Here is an 18570-nt window from a genome sequence, read left to right on the forward strand (position 1 = left end):
TTTGGCTGGCATACATTCTAACTAATGAGCGCTTATTTTATATTTATATTATACAATCTAGCTGCGTATCAGCTTAGCACCCCACGTCGATCGCATTGACCGTGCGATTTCTCTGGCTCGCATCAATCGAGGCAAATTGCCACTCTACGGCAGCACTACGCTCTACACCTTTCAAACTTTAAAAGACGGACAAAAAGACGTTGACGGGCTTGTTTTGCCCGTTCCCTGGCATCCTGACACTAATCCCGGTAGCCGTTTCCCAGAAAATGCCCGCCAGCGTTGGGGAGGCATTGTGAATTGGCGAACAGCAACGAGTTTTGACGCGACTCAAGCTGTGATCGCTGGCTTGCGGCAAAGCAATACGCGGGAAGGATTGCAACAAGCACTCAGAAATGCGAATTTTTCGACAGCAGGATCGAGCGAGGATGTGAAGTTTTTGCCGACGGGCGATCGGGCTGGTAAGCCGATTTTAGTGCAAGTTAAACAAGGAGGAAGCACTGGCTATAACTTTGTGCCGCTGCGGTAAGTTTGTTAAGTGCGATCGGGCTCACATCTTGCACATTCTCAATCAGCCTTTCAGGGGCGGGCAGAATGCCCACCCCACAATAAAATTCCCTCTTTGTGGAACAGGCGTCTTGCCTGTTTCTTAGCATGATTAAAATCTATTTTTCTGTTGAATTAGCCAAATTTTTAAGATAAAATGAAATGAGTAGATTAAAGGAGAGCGTTGTGTATGATCGCGCCCGTTGAAACCAAAACCTACACCGCTGAGGAATATCTAGAATTAGAAATCAATTCTCAGGATCGGCATGAATTTATCAATGGGGAGATTGTTCTGATGGCTGGCGGCACACCGGATCACAATGAAATTACCACTAATTTAGTTGTTGCGCTGAAACTGGCGTTAAAAGGGAAACCATATCGGACTTTCAGTTCGGATCAGCGGCTGTGGATTCCCCAGCTTAATAATTATACTTACCCGGATGTGATGGTGGTTGCGAAACCGATCGAGCTGCAATCTGGACGGACGGATACAATTACTAATCCTGTGTTCATTGCTGAGGTGCTATCTAAAGGTACTAAAGCTTATGACCGCGATGAAAAGTTTGCTGCCTATCGGAGTATTCCTAGCTTTCAGGAATATTTATTAATCGACCAATATCGACTACGGGTGGAGCAATATTCTAAAACAGATGCGAATAAGTGGATTTTTTCGGAATATAGCTGTATGGGCGATCGGCTGAGTTTAACATCTGTTGCTGTGGAAATTTTGCTGGCCGATTTGTATGAAAATATTGAGTTTGGTGAATAGGCGGACGCTTTTTTGTCAAATATCGCAAATAGTGGTAATATCCCCGTATATTGATCGGCTCTGATGGAGAACAGCCATCAGACGCAAGGGGGAAAGTTCGGTGCGAATCCGGCGCTGTCCCGCAACTGTAATGAGATCGTTGGAGCTCTGAGTCAGGATGCCCGCCGATTTGTTTACCTGTTGTTTTTCATCTGCGAGGTATGGATGATGGTGAGTTTATTATTTTTTTTATTATTGGATTGGGTTTTTTTAACCGCAGATATCAGCAGATAAACACAGATGAACGCTGATGTAATTTGATCTGGGTTCTGAAGCGTATTTTATTTTAATGGAAATGAAAACAAATGCGAATCGAAGATAGTGTTTGGCAGGGTAGTTTTGGCTACTGGCAAAACTTGTTTATTCATCAGAATATTTTGTCGATCGGACATACTGCTTGGAATGGCTTTTTGCATCGAGGACGAGGCTTGGTTGCTTGCAAAATCAATACTCCCATTAACGGCTCGGTGAATTGGAGCGTAGATACTATCAAGTACGATCTGCAATTTATTTCCGACTTGGAGGCAACCGTTTATTTGCAGCAACTAGAAATAGAGGAGAACACTGTTTCAAATTTGCTCCAAATCATTGATAGCTACGAACCCAAGGCAGCAATTATATTTTTGTCGAGCGCCAACGGTCAGATTGATATAAATTTGTTGCAAAACTTGGCAATTTCTCCTGTTGAGTGCTATGAACAAGTATGCAAGCGCTGGGAAGAATTTCAACTCTCCCCTAAATCCTAAAACTTACTAAATTTTCCGAATGTCGCAGCCAAAATCCATCGAAATTTCCAAGGTAACTCGCTACCAAAATGCAGCGCTTAATTACTATTTGGGCCTGACAGATTCGCCCTACCTTCACTACGGCTATTGGGAAACCCTACCTGTGCCCGCTGACGAACTAACGATCGCACGATTGCGCCTGGCTCAGCAAGCTTATACTGTAAAACTGTTGGATGCGATCCCCAAAGGCACTCATACGATACTGGATGTGGGCTGCGGAATTGGCGGAAATGCGGCTTATTTGCTCGATCGAGGTTTTGCAGTGGAAGGGCTCGCACCCGATCCGTTTCAACAGCAGCGCTTTCTTAAGTGTACGGGCGATCGGGCAATCTTTCACCTCACGAGGTTTGAAGACTTCAAAGCAACCCATTTCTACGATCTTATTCTCTTTAGCGAAAGTAGCCAGTATATGTCGGCTGTTGATATTGCTAACGGTGCCGCCAAAATCCTCAATCAGGGCGGTTACGTTTTGCTGGCTGATATGCTGCGATCTGATGCTAATTATAAAGAGGGAATGTTCTCTAATTGTCATGTTGTTACGGAACTTCATGCAGCATTAAAGCAGGCTGGATTCACTTTAGTAAAAAGTGAGGATATTTCCGCTCATATTTTGCCGACTATCGATTTATATGTCGATACTTTTCGCAGGTATGGACTGAATACGATGATTTATGTTGCAGATTTAATTGCGATAACAGTTCCGCCCGTCCACAAATTCCTGCGCTGGATATTTCGCCGCTGGTTCAAGAAGCTGGTGGTTGAAGGATTGGAAGCGGGCAAACTTTTTGAGCAACATCTCTGTTATGAAATGCAACTTTGGCAGTTGTCAAAATCAGATCGAGGCTGACACAAATATAGCAATCCTAAATCATTTGTGAATTTCTTACTCCCTCCTTATCAAGGGGAGGGTTGGGGTGGGGTAAAAAGTTGACGACTGCTGCAAGGATTGCTATACAATGGAAATCGGTAATCGGTAATTGGTAATCATTCATCGGTAATCGGTAATTGGAGGCATAGCCTCCGGGTATTTATTCCCAGGCAGAGCCTGGGAACAAGGCTATAAAAAATAAAAAATAACGAATATGTCTGAATGGATTCTCGAATTCGCTGGCACTTCCTACTCCTATCCCTGCGGTTCGCGAGTGGCAATTCAGGGTTTAAATCTAAAAGTCCCCGCTGGGAAACGGTGCGGGCTAATCGGTCAAAATGGATGTGGCAAAACTACCTTTTTTTTGTTAGCAAATGGCTTATATCAACCGCAACAGGGAATTATTAGCTGGCAAGGTGAACCCTTTCGCTACGATCGCAAATCTTTGATGCAACTGCGCCAACAAATCGGACTCGTCTTTCAAAATCCCGAACATCAATTAGTAGCTTCGACGGTAGAAGAAGATATTTCCTATGGATTGTACAATTTAGGCTTAAGAGAATCCGAAATTGCTCAACAGGTGCAGCAAGCGATCGAGCAATTCGATCTAAGCGAACTCGCCCGCGAACCAATTCACAATCTCAGTTTGGGCCAGAAAAAGCGGGTTTCCATCGCCGATATCATGGTTCTCAAGCCCAAACTACTCCTGCTAGATGAACCTACCGCTTATCTCGACCCGCGTCACACCCGACAACTGATCGGTTTACTTCAACAAATTCACAGCGCCGGAACCACTATCCTTTTAGCAAGTCACGACCTCGATTTCATCTACCGCTGGGCTGATTGGGTTTTTGTAATGGATCGGGGAAAATTGATTTTAGAAGGAACACCGGAAACCGTTTTTGCTCAGCGGGATGTCTTGGAACAATTGCAGCTTGGCGTACCGCTGGCGATCGAGCTTATGGAGCAAATCAGGGCGATTTTTCCAACAGAAGATCGCTCAAAAATCCCTGCTTTCGAGCAATGGCAACAACAAATTTTACAAGCACGTCGGCTGCTTTAACGAGACTTAGACCATTGATAATTGGCGTTGCTGATTCACGGGATGACTCACCTGTGATCGGAAGTTACAAAACTCACCCGATTTCGTTTATAGCAATTGCGAAATATTGAATTCATACCTGTATCCAGCAACGTCCCCGTGGGGGTAAGTTCAGATTACACATTACCAATTATCAAAAATTGATTTAGGAAAAAGGCGATCGCCCCACTGCCGATGGGCACGGTCAGATTGTCAATTCCCAGCTTGGAAACCGACTCCAAAGTAGCAGCAGCCAAAGCTACAACAGCAGACACAGCCCAAGTTTGCCAAATATTGCCTTGAACCGCCAGCAAAATCAAACTGCTAACAGCAAAACTCACCAAATACATAGTTGCAGAACCTTCCCAACTCTTCTGGATTCCCCAAACTCGATAAATATGTTTGCCGTATCTCTGGCCGATGACAGCAGCCAATCCATCGCCCCAAGCCATGACTAAAATGCCTAAAGCAGCGTACTCCTGATGCTGTAGCGGCCAAAACCAAGCTACGAGAACGCTGATACTAACAGCATAGAAAAAAGTCCCCAAACTCTTCCGGTTGATACTGTTAAGACTGGGCAAAATCGGAACTTGGTAAGAAATTAGGGCGATCGCGCCTGCTAAAACCCCCGCCGAAATCCCCACCCAACCGGGTATTTCCAGCCACCAAGCCAGCAAAATCACGTTCCCAGTACCGATGTGAACCACCTTCCGCGATACCTCAGCATCGACAGAAGTAAAGCGATTTAAGCCCTCAGCTACCAGTAAAATCAAACCCAACCAGACTCCCACGAGGGAAATTTGCAACCACACAGTCGGAATTTCAGAAAATATAGACACGATATTTAGGAAAAACTTATTAACATCAGGCACTCTTTACTACTTTAAACGTAAAGCGCGATCGAGGTTATAACCCCGCAGGCTTAAAGTGCTGCGGGGAGCTGGGTGTTATGTCTTTTTAGATGGGTCTATTTAAAACCTGTGCTATGCTATAAGCAAGTCTAGGGAAAAAGCTATGACTATTTTAGTAGAAGAACTTTTGAATACCTTTGAGCGATTAACAGACTCAGAGCGGTTAGATTTGGTATTGGAAATTTTGAAACGGACTGTTTATTTAGACTTTCCTCCCCTTTCTGATGAGGATTTAGTTCTGAATGCTGAGGGACTTTTTCTAGAGTTAGATGAGGAAGAATCCCTATATGAATAGCCCCGATCGTGGTGATATCTGGTTAGTCGATCTAGGTTATATTGCGAAAGTCAGACCATGTTTGGTCGTGAGCATTCCTGCTCTAAATCAAGACAGGGCATTAGCGACTCTAGTGCCACATACAACAAGTGTACGCGGCTCAAGATTTGAGGTGAAAGTCAAAAATAAGTTCCTCCGAGAAGGAGTATTTGACGTACAAAATATGATTACCATCCCTCATGCAAAGCTTCTACGCAAATTGGGAAGTCTGACATCCGAGAAAATGCTCGAAGTAGAAGAGGTAATACTCTTGTGGTTGAGATTTAAAGAGGAAAATGCTGAGGAAAAAGAGGAGTAAACCGAACCCTTGAAGTTTTGAAATTATCAGAGAATCTGACTGCTATGCAATATGTATTAATTATTCATGAAGTAGAAAATTATGAAGCTTGGAAACAGGTATTCGATCGTGCTGAAAGCATCCGAAAAGAAGCTGGCGAGCGCTCCTATCAGCTCTTGAAGTATGACAACGATCCGAACAAAATTGTTCATTTCTCCGCGTGGACATCAATCGCAGATGCTAGGGCGTTTTTTGAGTCGCCTAGACTGGTTAAAATTAGAGAAGAAGCAGGAGTTAAAGCTCCTGAGTTTATTTATCTAGACCCATTAGAGTCAGGAGTATTGTGAAAGACCTATTTGTATAATGTAAGTTGTTCAAACTATGTGATTGTGTTTTGAGTATGTACGACGGTAGCTACTACCAGCTAATGGCTGAGTACAATTGCTGGATGAATCAAAATCTATATTCGGTCTGCTCGGCAATTCCTGATGAACAGCGCAAACAGGATATGGGTGCCTTTTTTAAGTCGATTCATGGCACTTTGAATCACTTACTGTATGGGGACAAAGCATGGATGGGTCGTTTCACTCTTCACCCATTTTCTGGTACCGTTATCGGTCAAGAACTTTATGCTGACTTTGAGGTTTTGAGAGCAGAACGGGAGACAACGGATCGGCAAATTATAGAATGGTCTAGACACCTTAATTCTGAGTGGTTGAGTCAACCGTTTGAGTACACAAGCAATGTAGATGGTAAATGCCGCGTGCTACCGACTTGGGTTCTGGTGACACATATGTTCAATCATCAAACTCACCATAGAGGGCAAATTACCACACTACTGAAACAACTTGGCTACGACCCAGGCGTTACAGATATTCCGTGGCTACCCGCTATATCAATCGGATAATTTCTGCTTGTAAACCGACACGCCAGAACACTCGGCGGTTAAAACCTCATCTACACTTGCCTCTCGTCCCAGCAGAGGGGGACTCAAGAAAATCAAGAATTTAAACCTGTTTCGGTGGGTTTTGTCTGTATAAACGTGATTTTAATCCCCGACTTTTCAACCCTTGCCTTGTGAGTTTTGTGTGTATAGACGCGGTTTCAACCGCCACGTATTCTGTAGAAATCCTCCGCCTTCACAACTCCCGTTTCATCAACTTTCGCACAAACTCAAAGGCTTTTGGACGCAACTCGACGGGCAGCAACGACAATCCCAAACCCGCCCACATTTTCGCCTCAGAAACTGACTTTCCAGCCCGCACCATCAGGCGCCCTTTTGCAGTTTCACCCACCTCAATCAGTCGCAAACCTAGCGCTAATTGAGTTTCGGCAATCCTTTTGAGCCTGACTGTTTCCAACTTCTCCGACTCAAACTCGTAGCCGATCAAATAGCACAATTTATCGCTTAAATACGGAATTGCCCGATCGACTCCTTGCTGTCCTGCATGAACTCGATACTCCATCAACAGCTCCGGCAAGTAATAGCACTTTTTGCCAGCAATCGCAAGTCTCACAAACAAATCGTTATCTTCGCAATTTTGCAAATTCGGTCGCAGAAATCCTACTTCTTCCAGGGCGCGGCGCCGAAACAAAGTTGCCCCTATTTGCAAACTCTGTCTCAGAAAAACTGTGGAGAGCAAATCTTCAATAATTCCAGCCGACAACTCGGTGCGGCCCCACCGCTGCGAATTGAGTTTCGTCTGGTTTTCGTCAATATAATTGTTAATGTCAATCACCCAGTGATCTGTACTGACAAAATCGATGCTGGGGTCTTTATCTAAAATAGCAGATGTCCGCTCTAGAAATTGCGCGCTCAGGCGATCGTCATCGTCAAACTTAATAAAATACTCACCCCTTGCTGCCGCAAAGCCCGATCGCATATTATTACTCTTGCCAATATTCTGCGGGTGGCGAATGTAGCGAATCCCGCGATCGACAAATTCCGACATCAACAGAGGAGTGCTGTCAGTAGAACCGTCATCACAGATAATTAATTCAAAATCTGTATAAGTTTGATCTAGCACGCTGGCGATCGAACAAGCCAGTAGATGCACTCGATTGCAAGTAGGAATGCAAACGCTAATTTTGGGTACTTTAGACAATTTTAGATTTGAGATTTAAGATTGCAAAAAAATTCTGAAACCATTGATTTTCTTCCTTCTTCCTTCTCCCTGACATCAGTTACATCAGTTACATCCCGTACATTGCTCGTTGCCGAACTTCCTTCTTCCTTCACTCCACAGTTAACTTTAACTCAAACGAGCCGTACATTCGAGAATTAACTTTTGATTCACCAAAGCAAACGGTTGAATTTCCAAAGCGCGACGAAAAGCTTGAATAGCATTTATGTATTCTCCCAAGGCAGCGTAGCACAAACCCAGACCGTGCAACGCCCCAAAATGCACCGGGTTCAGTTTGAGGACGATTTCGCAGTCGTCGATCGACTTTTTATAATTTCCTTGGGTATAGTGAAGTACGGCGCGTCGGTTCCAAGCTTCAGCAAAATCCGGCGCTTCCGCAATCAGTTTCGTCAGCAAATCCAAAGCGTGGTGAACATCGCCTGCATCCAGCGAAACTTGCGATCGCCTGAGAATTTGCATCCCATAGTCACCCTTCTGGTTAAACCAAGTGCGCCAGAGTTCTGTAGTTGCTCGATCGCGCACGCTTTCGTCGGACTTTTTCAAGTCTTCGAGCAGCGCCTTAACAGATAATTCGTCCATAGGTGCGAAGATTGTTAAAAAGATTTTATCAATCAATTTTATCGCGCAAGCGGCAACTTTATTTATTCCACATCCCATGAAGATTTTGATGCTTTCCTCGACTTTTCCCTATCCGCCAAGCCGCGGAGGAACTCAGGTAAGGACGTTTAATTTATTACAATACTTGAGCCAGCGGCATGAGGTAATTCTCGGCACTGTACGATCGCCCGATGTCACCGATGCACAAATCGACACATTGCGCCAGCAAGTCACAGAATTGGCAGTTTTTCCCCATCCGCAGACACCCCCCCAACCCCCCCTTGCGAAGGGGGGGCTAAGACTCCACCAGGAGACTGAGGAAGGATTTTTACCTCCCCCCCTTAATAAGGGGGGAACTGAGGGGGAGTTCTCTAAAATAATAGGAAAATTCCACAGATTCAGTCGATTTTTGCAGTCTGGCACACCTCCGAACGTACTCTCAAGCTACTCCCAAGCAATGCAGAATTGGGCAGACGAATTGGTAATAGCAGGCAAATGCGATGCTGTCACCTGCGAACACAGCGTTAACGAGATTTACGTGCGTCCAGAATGGCGGCAAAAACTGCTGACAGTGGCAAACATTCACAGTTCCGTTTGGGGAACTTGCAGGGAAATGTTAGCAACCGGCACCTCGGAAAAACCCCTGCGCGATCGACTAAATTTACCGCTACTCGCCCGCTACGAAAAACGCTACTGTTCCAAATTCTCCCGCATTGTTGCGACAACATCCACAGACAGAGAGCAACTCCTAGAATTACTGTTGCCTCCGGTTCAGGTGCGAGGAAAACAAGATTTTTTTGTACCTTCCATAGATGTAATTCCTAACGGCGTAGATTTAACCCAATTTCCGTACCGGTCGATCGATCCGGGAGGACACACCTTAATTTTTGCAGGCGCAATGAACAATTTGCCCAATATTGACGCGGCGCGGTTTCTCAGTTTGCAAATACTGCCGCCTTTGCAGCAGCGCTATCCCGATGCTACCCTCACCTTAGTAGGGGCTTCGCCAGTCCCGGAAGTGCTCGCCTTGGGGGAACTTCCGGGAATTCATGTAGTAGGCCGGGTGCAAAGGGTGGCAGAATATTTGCATCAAGCTGCTGTTTGTGTGGTGCCGATGCGGATAGGTTTTGGGATTAAAAATAAAACTTTGGAGGCGATGGCTGCGGGAACCCCCGTGGTTGCGAGCGATCGAGGTTTGGAGGGTTTAGCCGTCGATGGCGGCCCACAACCGAGAAGGGCCTTGCGGGCGAACAAAGTTCAGGAGTATGTTGAGGCGATTACCAATTTGTTTGAAAATCAGCAGCTAAGACAGGATCTCTCTGTCAGCGCGCGATCGCTCGTTGAAAGCCAATACACTTGGGATATCATAGGTCGGCAGTACGATCGGCTATTGCAATTTTAAACCCTAAATTCTAAAATCTAAATTCTAAAATGGGACGATGGAACACAAAATTAACCCCTCAAAAAATCGAGCCTTACCCCCAGAAAATCGAAAAGTTGCTCCTCCTCCGACAAGACGCCGGCGCCAAGCCCGACGCCCCAAAAATCTTCAAGAGTCCCAGCTTCTAATACCTACTCCCCGAACTCGCGCCAGATATCCCTGGAAAAGACTGGTAGCTAATTTGACAGCCCTCAGCGTCTTGGCTGGCTGTGCAGCTTTGATGGGAGGCGGCGCTTGGCTGAGTTATCAGCTAATTGTCGATCCCAATGGCAACAGGTTGATCTCTCAGTTTGTGCCGGAATGGTCGCGCCTGCCTACAGGTAGCAGAGATTCGATCCAAACTCTCGATCAAATCAAAGCCAGCATCCGCAAATTGGGATTCGTAACCGGAGAACCCCTGCCTCTTCCCGTCGATCGATCCCGCGATAATTCTATTTCCGATTTGCTATTGCCGGTGATGGTAGAAAGAAGTGTTAAGGCTTCTACGGTTTGCAAAAATCCTTGCCGTCAAATTGTCGAACTTCGGGTGTACAAGCGGGTGCAGCTTCCCGATCGCAGTTCCGATAAAGAGCAGTATTTTCAGTTAGCAAGTTCTGTGAACGTAGAAGGCCCGGCGGAATCTTTTGTCATTACTTCTTTAGCTGACTCTACATCTGACAATCAAGCCTCGAATCAGTCCCTACCCCTAACAGAACTGCGCCGCTTTGACGGAAAGCCCCCCGCCTCTGGCATTTGGTTTAATGTCAGCGGTCAACTAAAGCGGGGCGACAGGAAAATTCCCTACGGACAAGTCGTTCGCTACAACCCCAGCCAAAATCATTTAATGCCGCTGTTGGAGTGGGCGAGTGCGGCCGGACAACCGCCGAATTGGCAGCAAATTGTTAAGGGGGAAAACCCGCAGTTGGCGATCGACCAAACAGTGGGTTTAGAGCCGCAATTTACGCTTTATCAAATTGGCCCGCGCAAATTTTTGCCGAACCCCGTTCAGTTAACTGCGATTTCTTTAGAAGAAATTGCTTTCAATGACGAGACTTACCAAAATGGGCTGCGACTGGCGAAAAGCGGGCTGTGGTCTCCAGCATTAAATGTCATGCGTGTGGCGAAGGGGAAAGCGGGCAAAAATTGGCCTGCCGTCGCGCAAGCTCAGCTAGAAACGATCGAATTTCACGCTAAAATTACTCGGGCTCAGGCGATCGCATCTTGGGCCAGTCCCGGTCAACAAGTTCTCGCAGAATTGATCGACGGCCGCTGGAGCGAAGCTTTGCAAGTATTTGAAGCCGATCCGAGCAACAGTAACGAAATAGCCACAACCCTCAAAAATGACAGCGGGCGGATCTGGAACCGCATAGACGCCGCCTTGAGAGTGAATGCCGCTGACGCCGATGTCAAGGCTTGGGGCGCCCTGATTGTAGCTTCTCAAGACGGAACTCGCGAGGCGATGAATTGGCTCGACCAGCAATCAGATACTGACAGCGAAACCAGAAGTCGAATTCGGAATTTGGTCAACAAACTTCAGGAAGCAGTTTCTCAAGCTGAAAGTTTAGAAGCCCACAAGAGTCAAATTATGGGTTCTGCTACTTTAATTAACAGTGTCAATCCCGCTGAGTGGCTGGAACCCGAACCGAACAACGAGTTAAAATTGGCGGGAGAACAAGTTTGGTATCAGGTGCAAGTAGCGAGTTTTTACGACGGTAGCCGCTGGGTTAATTCGCCCTTTTCAGACGTAGAAGTGCGCTCTTTTCCTGCTACTCAAGTTAAGTGGCTCTGGGGGCGGCTGGGATTACTGGCTGACCCCAAGATTAAGATTGAGGTAGCGATGGCTAACGGTCAACAAAGAGTTGCTGTGGGAACGGTGAAAGCAGTGCAGGTTCAAGACGGAAGTCTGCGCTTGCTGGCGGCGGTTGACAAGCGATCGTAATCTGCCAGAAAGCATTCGGCAGACAGAACAGTCCCGGAGGCACTCTTGACACGAAGAAACCGGGGTTTTTTACCATTTCTGCCGATTGCAACAGAAGTATTTTCGTAAAAAAACCCGGTTTCCTTCCACCCGTGCGTCCAAAACTAGGAATAAGGAAAATGCTTTCTTCTTCCTCTTGGGCAACTCATCGAGAGGCGCAATCTCAAAACTTTTCCCCTCCCCACTTATCGCTCTTGAACAACAATGCAGACAAAAATTTTGTTAAGTTAATTAACACAAGTTGCACGCAAAAAACCCAGAGCTCTCAAATCGCGCCCTTTTTAGAAAGTGCTGCAATCATCTGGCGTTTCACTGCTTTAGCCCAAAGCTCAAACTCCAAACTGTTGATATTCTGAATTTTCACTTCCTCAACAGGCTGAGTTGCGGCTTCTTTCTGTGCTGTAGTCTCCATTGTTTTTTCCCTCGTCAAAAAATGTTAGTAGTCTATCGCAAACGGTTAGCATCATACATCTATTTTATGAACTAATTCTTGCGATTAATTACACTAAAGGCAGAGATTTTACCCATAAGATGCAGTAAATACATTGAGATAATGCAATTTACGAATTAAACCTAAGAAAATCCTACAACCCTTGCTATATATAGGCTTTCCCTGACATTAAAATCTTACAATTTACATTGTCTGCCACTATCAAACCACTACTTATGTTATAAAACTTACTGTTAAATGAATGTATTGGCATATACAGCAGAAAATAATTTTATTGAATTCACATAGTGCCGTAAAGCCGATCGCCCGCATCTCCCAGTCCGGGTACAATATAGCCGTGTTCGTCCAAACACTCGTCAACTGCCGCCGTATAAATCTGCACGTCAGGGTGTTGTTCGTGAAAGTGCTTAAGTCCCTCCGGTGCCGCCAGCAAGCACAAAAATTTAATAGACTTCGGATTAACTTCTTTAAGCCTATCCACTGCCGCGACTGCTGAATTACCAGTAGCCAACATCGGATCGACAATTAAAACATCTCGCTGTTCGATATCCTGGGGAACTTTGAAATAATATTCGATCGCCATCCGAGTTGTCGGATCGCGGTACAAACCAATATGTCCTACCCTCGCAGACGGAATCAGTTCTAAAATACTATCTAACAGTCCCTGACCGGCACGCATAATCGAAATAATAACAATTTTCTTTTCTGCAGCCAGCACCGGTGCATTCATTTTGGCGATCGGCGTTTCTATTTGTTCGTATTTTAGCGGCAAATCTCGCGTCACTTCATAGGCTAGCAGCATTCCAATCTCTTTCAGCAATTGGCGAAATTTCGCCGTGCTCGTTTGAGTTTGCCGCATGAGAGTTAACTTGTGCTGTATCAAAGGATGGTCAATGACAGTAACTTTAGCACTCATTTTTTTGAATAATTACTTTGCTTTATTCTAACTTATCAGCCATCGAGGCATTCTTGACGCAAAAAAAGCAGGTTTCTGCCGCCCTTGCGTCCTGGACTACTTATCTCAAACCCCTATTGAAAACACAAATACCGCGCGAATAAAATTACTTCTACACTTGCCTTTCATCCGCCCAGCGCGACACTAAGTATGCGAGGTTTGAAAATACACAAATATGTCATTATCTCATTTCCTCTCCTTCCCGCACTCTTCCTAAGAACGCAGATCCGGGCCCAAAAGCCTCCCCACTGGTTTCGCTGTCTCGCGCTCCATCTAAGCCGATTAACACTGATCCGGAGTTTCGCCCCGAAATCTTCCGGAACTTTTACCAACAGATATGAATCTTAAGAAGTATCAACAGAAAACCTATTTTTTCGATTAGTGAACTAATCGAAAAAACCTGAATAGGAACTGCACATGAGGTCATAAGGTTGGCTTGACTGGCTTTTCATCTTTCATCATGAAGGCGGTTATATCCAACTTTAAAACGCATTACCGAAATTCAGTTCCATTTTTTTAGGGTGCTCCTAACACACAACTGAAATTATTAAGGAGAACATCCATGAAGTTTGTAAAACTATTGCTAGCTACGGCATTAATGACTGCTTCTATCAGCCCCGCCTTGGCTAATCCTGCCGTTCAAATTTTAGGTGCAAGCTACGGCGGTAGCGGTTGCCCCGATCGCTCCGCCAGCGTCAGCGTCAGCCCCGACGGTCAAGAACTGACCATCCTATTTGACAAGTTTGCAGCCCTGGGAAATGTCTCAACAGAAAGCCGGAAAAGCTGCAATCTGAGCATTCCCATCAAAGTACCCCAAGGCTACCAAATTTCTATCTACGATGCTGATTACCGCGGCTACGTTGCTCCTAAAACCACAGGCAACCTGCGAGCAGAATACTTTTTCGCTGGAGCCCGCGGCCCTGTTTTTAATCGAAATCTCAGCGGCGAAACTAACTACAATGTTCGAGATAGCTTAGCCACTGTAGCTAATGTTTGGTCTCGCTGCGGTGACAGTGTAAATATGAGAGTAAATGCTGCAATGACAGCCCGCGGTGCCGGCATGGCAACCGTTGACTCCTTCGATTTGGCTCATCGCGGTTTAGTTTATCACGTCAAATATCGCACTTGCCGGTAAGCAGCTTGTTGGGAGTGTAGTGTGAGGTATAGTTTTCAGGTTTGAATTTTGAATTTTAAGTTGGAAGAGGGGATAATTTTCCCTCTTCCTTCTTGCTTCTTCCCTCTTCCCTTTTCCTTCTTCCCTTTTCCTTCTTCCAGACATCCGTTACATCCGTTACATCCGTTATAGAATCCGTTGCCGAACTTCCCTCTTCCCTCTTCCTTCTTCCCTCTTCCTTCTTCCCTCTTCCTTCTTCCTTCTTCCTTCTTCCCCCTAAAACACAGTGCCGTCACTTTCAATCTGAATTGGCGGCCCTCCACCAGCCCTCAATTCGCCCGCAATTTTCCGCCCCGCCGCCCAAGTTCCTCCCTGCAAAATCTTCACCAGCGGCAAGTCTGTCGCACTCAAATGCAGCTTTTCCCGAATAGCTGCAGCAATTTTATCTAAAAGATTCACAGTCAGCGATCGCCATTCCACTATAACTTCCGAACCCGGCAAGTAACTCTGCTCAAAAATAGCCGAATCTTTTGCCCGCAGCAGCCCGATATCCAAACATAAACCGCCGTTGCGGTACTCCGGCAATCCCGTTAACTCATCCAATCCGGCGACTTCTAAACCAAGTTCTTGCAGGGGTTCCAACAGCGAATAAGTCAACCACTGCGATAGTTTGTGAAACGGCACGAATTCATCTCCCAAATTTTCTCCTGTTAAAGCCGGATGCCGCCAAACATCGCCTAAATTAACGCCACCAATTGCATATCTTCCCGGCCAAATTTCCCCAAAACCTGTCAAAACAGCGCTCAATACTTCAGCAGCCTTCACAGTTTTGGCTCCAGAAACCCGACTGTCGAGCAAGTATTTTGCCAAATTGCCGGGACGCGGGTTGGCGCTACCAAATAATAATGGATGTTGGCAAATCGCCTTCCCCAAACGCTGCAATAATTCTAATCGGCCTGTTAAACCAACTAGCGGATTATCTCGACTTACCTGAAATCCCGCAGCTAAGGTTTCGAGTTTTAATTGAGAAAGTCCGCGAGAATCCGCTTGCCAAGTAAAATCTGGATTGCTGGAAAAAATACCTTGACAAAACATCCGCAAGCTGGCTATTGCTAACCCTTCAGAACGGCGGTAAACCTGTCCGGTTTCAGGTTCGCAATACTGCCAATCGGCACCAGCACCGGCATCGATCAAAACGCTGACAATTGCTAAATCAAATTTGATCTTAGCTTTTTCAACCGGTGCAAATTCTGCTAAAGCTGCATCCAATTCGGCGAGTCGCGGCAGGTTGCCAGCTTCAAAATGTCGCCAGCGACTGTGAAAGGGAATGTTAAAATCGGGATACTGTTGGCCCGTTGTGGCAATTACATAATTTGCTGCGTTGTCGAGTTGGGATAAATCGACGCGGAAGTAGCGGAGTTTGTCTAGGCGGGCTAAATCAAAAAGCCGATCGCACTTTTGGCGAATAGCAGCCGGCGTTCTCAGATATTCTACAGTCTCAAGTTCAATATTGTGCAACTTCATACAACCAAACAGCGGTAAACATCGTTTTCTTGAAAAAAGTCAAACTGACTGTAATCTAAAAGATTATCTAAAATCGCATTTTTATCGATTTTTATCAGCTTATATTCCCACTTCGACCCGCTGACTTCGCGTTTTATTTGATCGGAAACTATCACCGAGTTTTTTTCTTTCCCCGGAGATACTATTTTACTTAAATCTTCCAGCCTGTCGGCTATGTGAATATCTTTTCCGTAAGTGCAAGACCTAAATATATATAGATTTCCCTTCGCAACTCCCACCGACAAGCCACAAGGTATTTGATTGGCGTCAATAAAAAGTTTCCAATTCTCGCACAGACTTTCCATTGCCGCTAAGGCTGAGTGAGCTTCCGGGAAAGTCAACAAATGCGAATCACCAACAATACTCCGAATTGTGCCGCCGTATTCTTCGCAAATTGTTTTTTCAAAAGTATCAAAGTTCGTGAGCAAATATTCCACATCTTTGATAGAATTAGATTCTTGATAAGCTATAAAACCCCTCAAATCAGCTTTAATTATGGCTTGATTCTTGATGATTCGCGTTTTGTAACTTTGGTCAACTTTGTATACTTTTTCAGGTTCGCTCATCCCTTTCAAAGAAAACTCGTTGACAAAAGACGTTTGCACTTCTGCTTTGTTGAGCGCGAGCCATGCTGCTTGGGACAAATATATTTCATCCGGCGGAGTTACTGATTCTATGCGCGCTGTTAAATTCACAGTATCGCCAAAGATATCTTTATCTTGATGCAAGACATCTCCTAATGTAATCGACACGCGAATAGCCAATCGTTCGTCGTTCGCCTTGCTAGATTGTTGCGCTCTCAATTCTTGCTGCATTTCTATGGCTGCTACTGCCGCTGCTGTGACGCTGGGGAAAATTATCCAAAATGAATCACCTTCCCCTTTAATTACGCTGCCTTCATTTCTGGCGCTAATATCTGAAACAAAATTTTTATGCTCGTTTAACAAACTACTCAAGTCCGACTGAGATAATTTTTTGACTCTGGCGGTATATCCGCAAATATCTGTTTTTACGATCACACTAGAACGCAAATTAGCCATAACCTACCCTGACTGATCAAAAACCAGCAATAAATTTTATTTAGCAAAGACGCGATTGTTCGCATCTCATCGGTCGCGTCTTTGCCATCTTAATCTCCTAAATCGCGTCCGATCGCTTCTGCAAGAATTGTAGCATCTGGCACCGGGTCTGGCGTGTAGTAGCCGGCGGCTTTTTTGGCGACAATTTCGACTTGTGCGTCTGCAGGAATCCAATCTTCTGGAATGGGAATGCGATCGATTACCTGAATGCCAGAATTGATAATCGCATTGTATTTCATATCGCTCATAGAAACTAAACTGTCAATTCGAGAGATCCCCAACCAGTGCAGCACGTCTGGCATTAGTTCTTGAAACCGCATATCTTGAACTCCCGCAACACATTCAGTGCGCGTAAAATAGGCATCAGCGCGATCGCCGCCTTCCTGCCGTTTTCTGGCATTGTACACCAAAAACTTAGTCACTTCCCCCAAAGCTCTCCCTTCCTTGCGGAAGTAAACTATTACCCCAGAACCGCCTGATTGTGCCGTTTGGATGCAAATTTCCATCCCGTGTACCAAATAAGGGCGACAAGTGCAGATATCGGAACTGAAGACATCTGAACCGTTGCATTCATCATGTACACGTACCGCCAACTGCTTATCCGGGTCAGAAATATTCGCGACATCGCCAATAATATAAACCGTAGTTCCGCCAATTGGCGGCAAGAAAACGTGTAAGTCTGGCCGCGTCACTAAATCCGAGAACATTCCGCCTGTTTGCTCAAACAGGACACGGCGGAGAACGCTTTCTTGAGCCCCAATCCGCCGAGCAATTCCCGGCAAATACCAAACCGGGTCGATCGCAATTTTAGTTACTGCTAAATTGCCACCTGCTTTGACTATTTTGCCATCAATTTGCACTCGCCCCTTAGCGATAGCATCTTGCAATTCCGGCATATTAATGTGAGCTTTAGTGACAGCAATTGTCGGTCGAATATCATATCCTTGCTGGAGAAATGAAGTATAAACTTCGCTGACTAAACCCCCAAAGGGATCGAGAGAAACAATCAAATTGCGATCGCCCCAACTCGGGTGCGGCCCGATGTGTGCGGCCGGAGAGGTGTTGGTAAAATCGGGGCGGTGATCTGCTTGCAATGCCCCGGAAGCCACTGCTAGCGCGCGATAAACAGAGTAGGAACCCGAATGAGTGCCGATCGCATTCCGGTGAGACGATTTGGTGAGGCTACCAATCACAGGCCCCCGTTTCAGCGGATCGATTTCTCCCCAGTAAATTGGATGAGGTTTTGTGCCAGATCTGTCGGGATGGGATGTTAAAACTATATGCTTGGGTTTTGACACAGTTGTTTTTGGCTCTTGCTATGGATGCTGCTGTTAGTTGAAAGTGAAACTGCAATTTGAAGCAGTAATTTATGATAGCAAAAGGATTCAGGCTCTGGAAGTATCCGGCATAGCAAAACTCGTGACGCTGATTTTCGCGCTGTCCTGAAAATATAAAAATTTTGCATAAGTGCTTCAGTGATGAGGGCGGGAGTACCAACAGCAAAGCTACCTATTTAATCGAAGTTTCTCTAACATTTATATTTTTTTGCTGCATGATATTTGTTTAACTAAACGCAGAGGGCGCAGAGGGCGCAGAGAATCTAGAAAAGAGAGAAAAAGGAAAAGAGAGATGTTCACAATTCCTGCAAGGGTTGTTATAGTT

At 45.5% G+C, this 18570-nt stretch carries 21 protein-coding genes and 1 riboswitch; of the genes, 12 read left to right on the plus strand and 9 right to left on the minus strand.

Annotated features, from left to right (window positions below; translation table 11 throughout):
* Positions 1-136: 136 nt before the first annotated feature.
* From QUA25_RS21470 to QUA25_RS21490, 5 genes are all read left to right on the plus strand, one after another.
* Positions 137-526 carry an ABC transporter substrate-binding protein gene (locus QUA25_RS21470; RefSeq protein ID WP_333041167.1) on the plus strand — a complete coding sequence of 130 codons (390 nt, stop codon included), beginning with the start codon at positions 137-139 and terminating at the stop codon, positions 524-526.
* Positions 527-733: 207 nt separating this feature from the next.
* Positions 734-1312, plus strand: a complete 579-nt coding sequence (locus QUA25_RS21475) for a Uma2 family endonuclease (RefSeq protein WP_333041168.1) — start codon at positions 734-736, stop codon at positions 1310-1312.
* A gap of 38 nt (positions 1313-1350) precedes the next feature.
* Positions 1351-1495, plus strand: a riboswitch (cobalamin riboswitch).
* A 161-nt stretch (positions 1496-1656) separates the two neighbouring features.
* Positions 1657-2097 carry a hypothetical protein gene (locus tag QUA25_RS21480; RefSeq protein WP_333041169.1) on the plus strand — a complete coding sequence of 147 codons (441 nt, stop codon included), beginning with the start codon at positions 1657-1659 and terminating at the stop codon, positions 2095-2097.
* A 19-nt stretch (positions 2098-2116) separates the two neighbouring features.
* On the plus strand, positions 2117-2983 hold the full coding sequence (locus QUA25_RS21485) for a methyltransferase domain-containing protein (RefSeq protein ID WP_333041170.1): 867 nt from the start codon (positions 2117-2119) through the stop codon (positions 2981-2983).
* Between the two features lie 235 nt (positions 2984-3218).
* Positions 3219-4067 carry an ABC transporter ATP-binding protein gene (locus QUA25_RS21490; RefSeq protein ID WP_333041171.1) on the plus strand — a complete coding sequence of 283 codons (849 nt, stop codon included), beginning with the start codon at positions 3219-3221 and terminating at the stop codon, positions 4065-4067.
* 155 nt (positions 4068-4222) lie between these two features.
* Here QUA25_RS21490 and QUA25_RS21495 read toward each other — a convergent pair whose 3' ends face one another.
* Positions 4223-4924, minus strand: coding sequence for a diacylglycerol/polyprenol kinase family protein (locus QUA25_RS21495; protein ID WP_333041172.1), 702 nt, complete (start codon positions 4922-4924; stop codon positions 4223-4225).
* A 175-nt stretch (positions 4925-5099) separates the two neighbouring features.
* Here QUA25_RS21495 and QUA25_RS21500 point away from each other — a divergent pair, with 175 nt between their 5' ends.
* Genes QUA25_RS21500 through QUA25_RS21515 form a run of 4 tightly spaced genes read left to right on the plus strand, consistent with a single transcriptional unit; the run spans position 5100 to position 6514 of the window.
* On the plus strand, positions 5100-5291 hold the full coding sequence (locus tag QUA25_RS21500) for a hypothetical protein (RefSeq protein ID WP_333041173.1): 192 nt from the start codon (positions 5100-5102) through the stop codon (positions 5289-5291).
* Positions 5284-5628, plus strand: a complete 345-nt coding sequence (locus QUA25_RS21505) for a type II toxin-antitoxin system PemK/MazF family toxin (RefSeq protein WP_333041174.1) — start codon at positions 5284-5286, stop codon at positions 5626-5628. Before QUA25_RS21500 ends, QUA25_RS21505 begins: the two co-directional genes overlap by 8 nt.
* A 44-nt stretch (positions 5629-5672) precedes the next feature.
* Positions 5673-5954 carry an antibiotic biosynthesis monooxygenase gene (locus QUA25_RS21510; protein WP_333041175.1) on the plus strand — a complete coding sequence of 94 codons (282 nt, stop codon included), beginning with the start codon at positions 5673-5675 and terminating at the stop codon, positions 5952-5954.
* A gap of 53 nt (positions 5955-6007) precedes the next feature.
* On the plus strand, positions 6008-6514 hold the full coding sequence (locus QUA25_RS21515) for a DinB family protein (protein WP_333041176.1): 507 nt from the start codon (positions 6008-6010) through the stop codon (positions 6512-6514).
* Positions 6515-6746: 232 nt separating this feature from the next.
* Here the strand turns inward: QUA25_RS21515 and QUA25_RS21520 are convergent, their stop codons facing one another.
* Both QUA25_RS21520 and QUA25_RS21525 read right to left on the minus strand, forming a co-directional pair.
* Positions 6747-7712, minus strand: a complete 966-nt coding sequence (locus QUA25_RS21520; RefSeq protein ID WP_333041177.1) for a glycosyltransferase — start codon at positions 7710-7712, stop codon at positions 6747-6749.
* Between the two features lie 147 nt (positions 7713-7859).
* Positions 7860-8330 (minus strand): tetratricopeptide repeat protein, encoded by a 471-nt coding sequence (locus QUA25_RS21525; RefSeq protein ID WP_333041178.1) that lies wholly within the window; start codon positions 8328-8330, stop codon positions 7860-7862.
* Between the two features lie 76 nt (positions 8331-8406).
* Here QUA25_RS21525 and QUA25_RS21530 point away from each other — a divergent pair, with 76 nt between their 5' ends.
* Entirely contained in the window at positions 8407-9750 is a 1344-nt protein-coding gene (locus QUA25_RS21530) for a glycosyltransferase family 4 protein (protein WP_333041179.1), read from the plus strand.
* 37 nt (positions 9751-9787) lie between these two features.
* Positions 9788-11707 carry a hypothetical protein gene (locus QUA25_RS21535; RefSeq protein WP_333041180.1) on the plus strand — a complete coding sequence of 640 codons (1920 nt, stop codon included), beginning with the start codon at positions 9788-9790 and terminating at the stop codon, positions 11705-11707.
* A gap of 304 nt (positions 11708-12011) precedes the next feature.
* On the opposite strand, the gene QUA25_RS21540 is transcribed toward QUA25_RS21535, so the two are convergent.
* A complete protein-coding gene (locus QUA25_RS21540; protein WP_333041181.1) occupies positions 12012-12158 on the minus strand; it encodes a hypothetical protein in 147 nt (48 codons plus the stop codon).
* 319 nt (positions 12159-12477) lie between these two features.
* The gene (gene upp, locus QUA25_RS21545; RefSeq protein ID WP_333041182.1) at positions 12478-13113 is read right to left on the minus strand and encodes a uracil phosphoribosyltransferase; all 636 of its coding nucleotides are present in this window, start codon (positions 13111-13113) and stop codon (positions 12478-12480) included.
* 601 nt (positions 13114-13714) lie between these two features.
* On the opposite strand from upp, the gene QUA25_RS21550 reads away from it, so the two are divergent.
* On the plus strand, positions 13715-14287 hold the full coding sequence (locus tag QUA25_RS21550; protein ID WP_333041183.1) for a DUF4360 domain-containing protein: 573 nt from the start codon (positions 13715-13717) through the stop codon (positions 14285-14287).
* A gap of 35 nt (positions 14288-14322) precedes the next feature.
* Here QUA25_RS21550 and QUA25_RS21555 read toward each other — a convergent pair whose 3' ends face one another.
* From QUA25_RS21555 to QUA25_RS21570, 4 genes are all read right to left on the minus strand, one after another.
* Positions 14323-14568 (minus strand): hypothetical protein, encoded by a 246-nt coding sequence (locus QUA25_RS21555; RefSeq protein ID WP_445242245.1) that lies wholly within the window; start codon positions 14566-14568, stop codon positions 14323-14325.
* The gene (locus tag QUA25_RS21560; protein ID WP_333041184.1) at positions 14543-15790 is read right to left on the minus strand and encodes a URC4/urg3 family protein; all 1248 of its coding nucleotides are present in this window, start codon (positions 15788-15790) and stop codon (positions 14543-14545) included. Before QUA25_RS21560 ends, QUA25_RS21555 begins: the two co-directional genes overlap by 26 nt.
* A complete protein-coding gene (locus QUA25_RS21565) occupies positions 15787-16869 on the minus strand; it encodes an adenylate/guanylate cyclase domain-containing protein (protein WP_333041185.1) in 1083 nt (360 codons plus the stop codon). Before QUA25_RS21565 ends, QUA25_RS21560 begins: the two co-directional genes overlap by 4 nt.
* Before the next feature lie 89 nt (positions 16870-16958).
* A complete protein-coding gene (locus QUA25_RS21570; protein WP_333041186.1) occupies positions 16959-18206 on the minus strand; it encodes a GTP cyclohydrolase II in 1248 nt (415 codons plus the stop codon).
* Positions 18207-18570 lie beyond the last annotated feature (364 nt).

The organism is Microcoleus sp. Pol17C6, assembly GCF_036701145.1.
GTDB lineage: Bacteria > Cyanobacteriota > Cyanobacteriia > Cyanobacteriales > Microcoleaceae > Microcoleus.

What these genes read in the sequence shown, in the direction of transcription:
- QUA25_RS21475 (WP_333041168.1), top strand. Translation starts at nt 734, where the DNA reads ATGATCGCGCCCGTTGAAACCAAAACCTACACCGCTGAGGAATATCTA.
- QUA25_RS21480 (WP_333041169.1), top strand. Translation starts at nt 1,657, where the DNA reads ATGCGAATCGAAGATAGTGTTTGGCAGGGTAGTTTTGGCTACTGGCAA.
- QUA25_RS21485 (WP_333041170.1), top strand. Translation starts at nt 2,117, where the DNA reads ATGTCGCAGCCAAAATCCATCGAAATTTCCAAGGTAACTCGCTACCAA.
- QUA25_RS21490 (WP_333041171.1), top strand. Translation starts at nt 3,219, where the DNA reads ATGTCTGAATGGATTCTCGAATTCGCTGGCACTTCCTACTCCTATCCC.
- QUA25_RS21500 (WP_333041173.1), top strand. Translation starts at nt 5,100, where the DNA reads ATGACTATTTTAGTAGAAGAACTTTTGAATACCTTTGAGCGATTAACA.
- QUA25_RS21505 (WP_333041174.1), top strand. Translation starts at nt 5,284, where the DNA reads ATGAATAGCCCCGATCGTGGTGATATCTGGTTAGTCGATCTAGGTTAT.
- QUA25_RS21510 (WP_333041175.1), top strand. Translation starts at nt 5,673, where the DNA reads ATGCAATATGTATTAATTATTCATGAAGTAGAAAATTATGAAGCTTGG.
- QUA25_RS21515 (WP_333041176.1), top strand. Translation starts at nt 6,008, where the DNA reads ATGTACGACGGTAGCTACTACCAGCTAATGGCTGAGTACAATTGCTGG.
- QUA25_RS21525 (WP_333041178.1), bottom strand. Translation starts at nt 8,330, where the DNA reads ATGGACGAATTATCTGTTAAGGCGCTGCTCGAAGACTTGAAAAAGTCC.
- QUA25_RS21530 (WP_333041179.1), top strand. Translation starts at nt 8,407, where the DNA reads ATGAAGATTTTGATGCTTTCCTCGACTTTTCCCTATCCGCCAAGCCGC.
- QUA25_RS21535 (WP_333041180.1), top strand. Translation starts at nt 9,788, where the DNA reads ATGGAACACAAAATTAACCCCTCAAAAAATCGAGCCTTACCCCCAGAA.
- QUA25_RS21540 (WP_333041181.1), bottom strand. Translation starts at nt 12,158, where the DNA reads ATGGAGACTACAGCACAGAAAGAAGCCGCAACTCAGCCTGTTGAGGAA.
- upp (WP_333041182.1), bottom strand. Translation starts at nt 13,113, where the DNA reads ATGAGTGCTAAAGTTACTGTCATTGACCATCCTTTGATACAGCACAAG.
- QUA25_RS21550 (WP_333041183.1), top strand. Translation starts at nt 13,715, where the DNA reads ATGAAGTTTGTAAAACTATTGCTAGCTACGGCATTAATGACTGCTTCT.
- QUA25_RS21560 (WP_333041184.1), bottom strand. Translation starts at nt 15,790, where the DNA reads ATGAAGTTGCACAATATTGAACTTGAGACTGTAGAATATCTGAGAACG.
- QUA25_RS21565 (WP_333041185.1), bottom strand. Translation starts at nt 16,869, where the DNA reads ATGGCTAATTTGCGTTCTAGTGTGATCGTAAAAACAGATATTTGCGGA.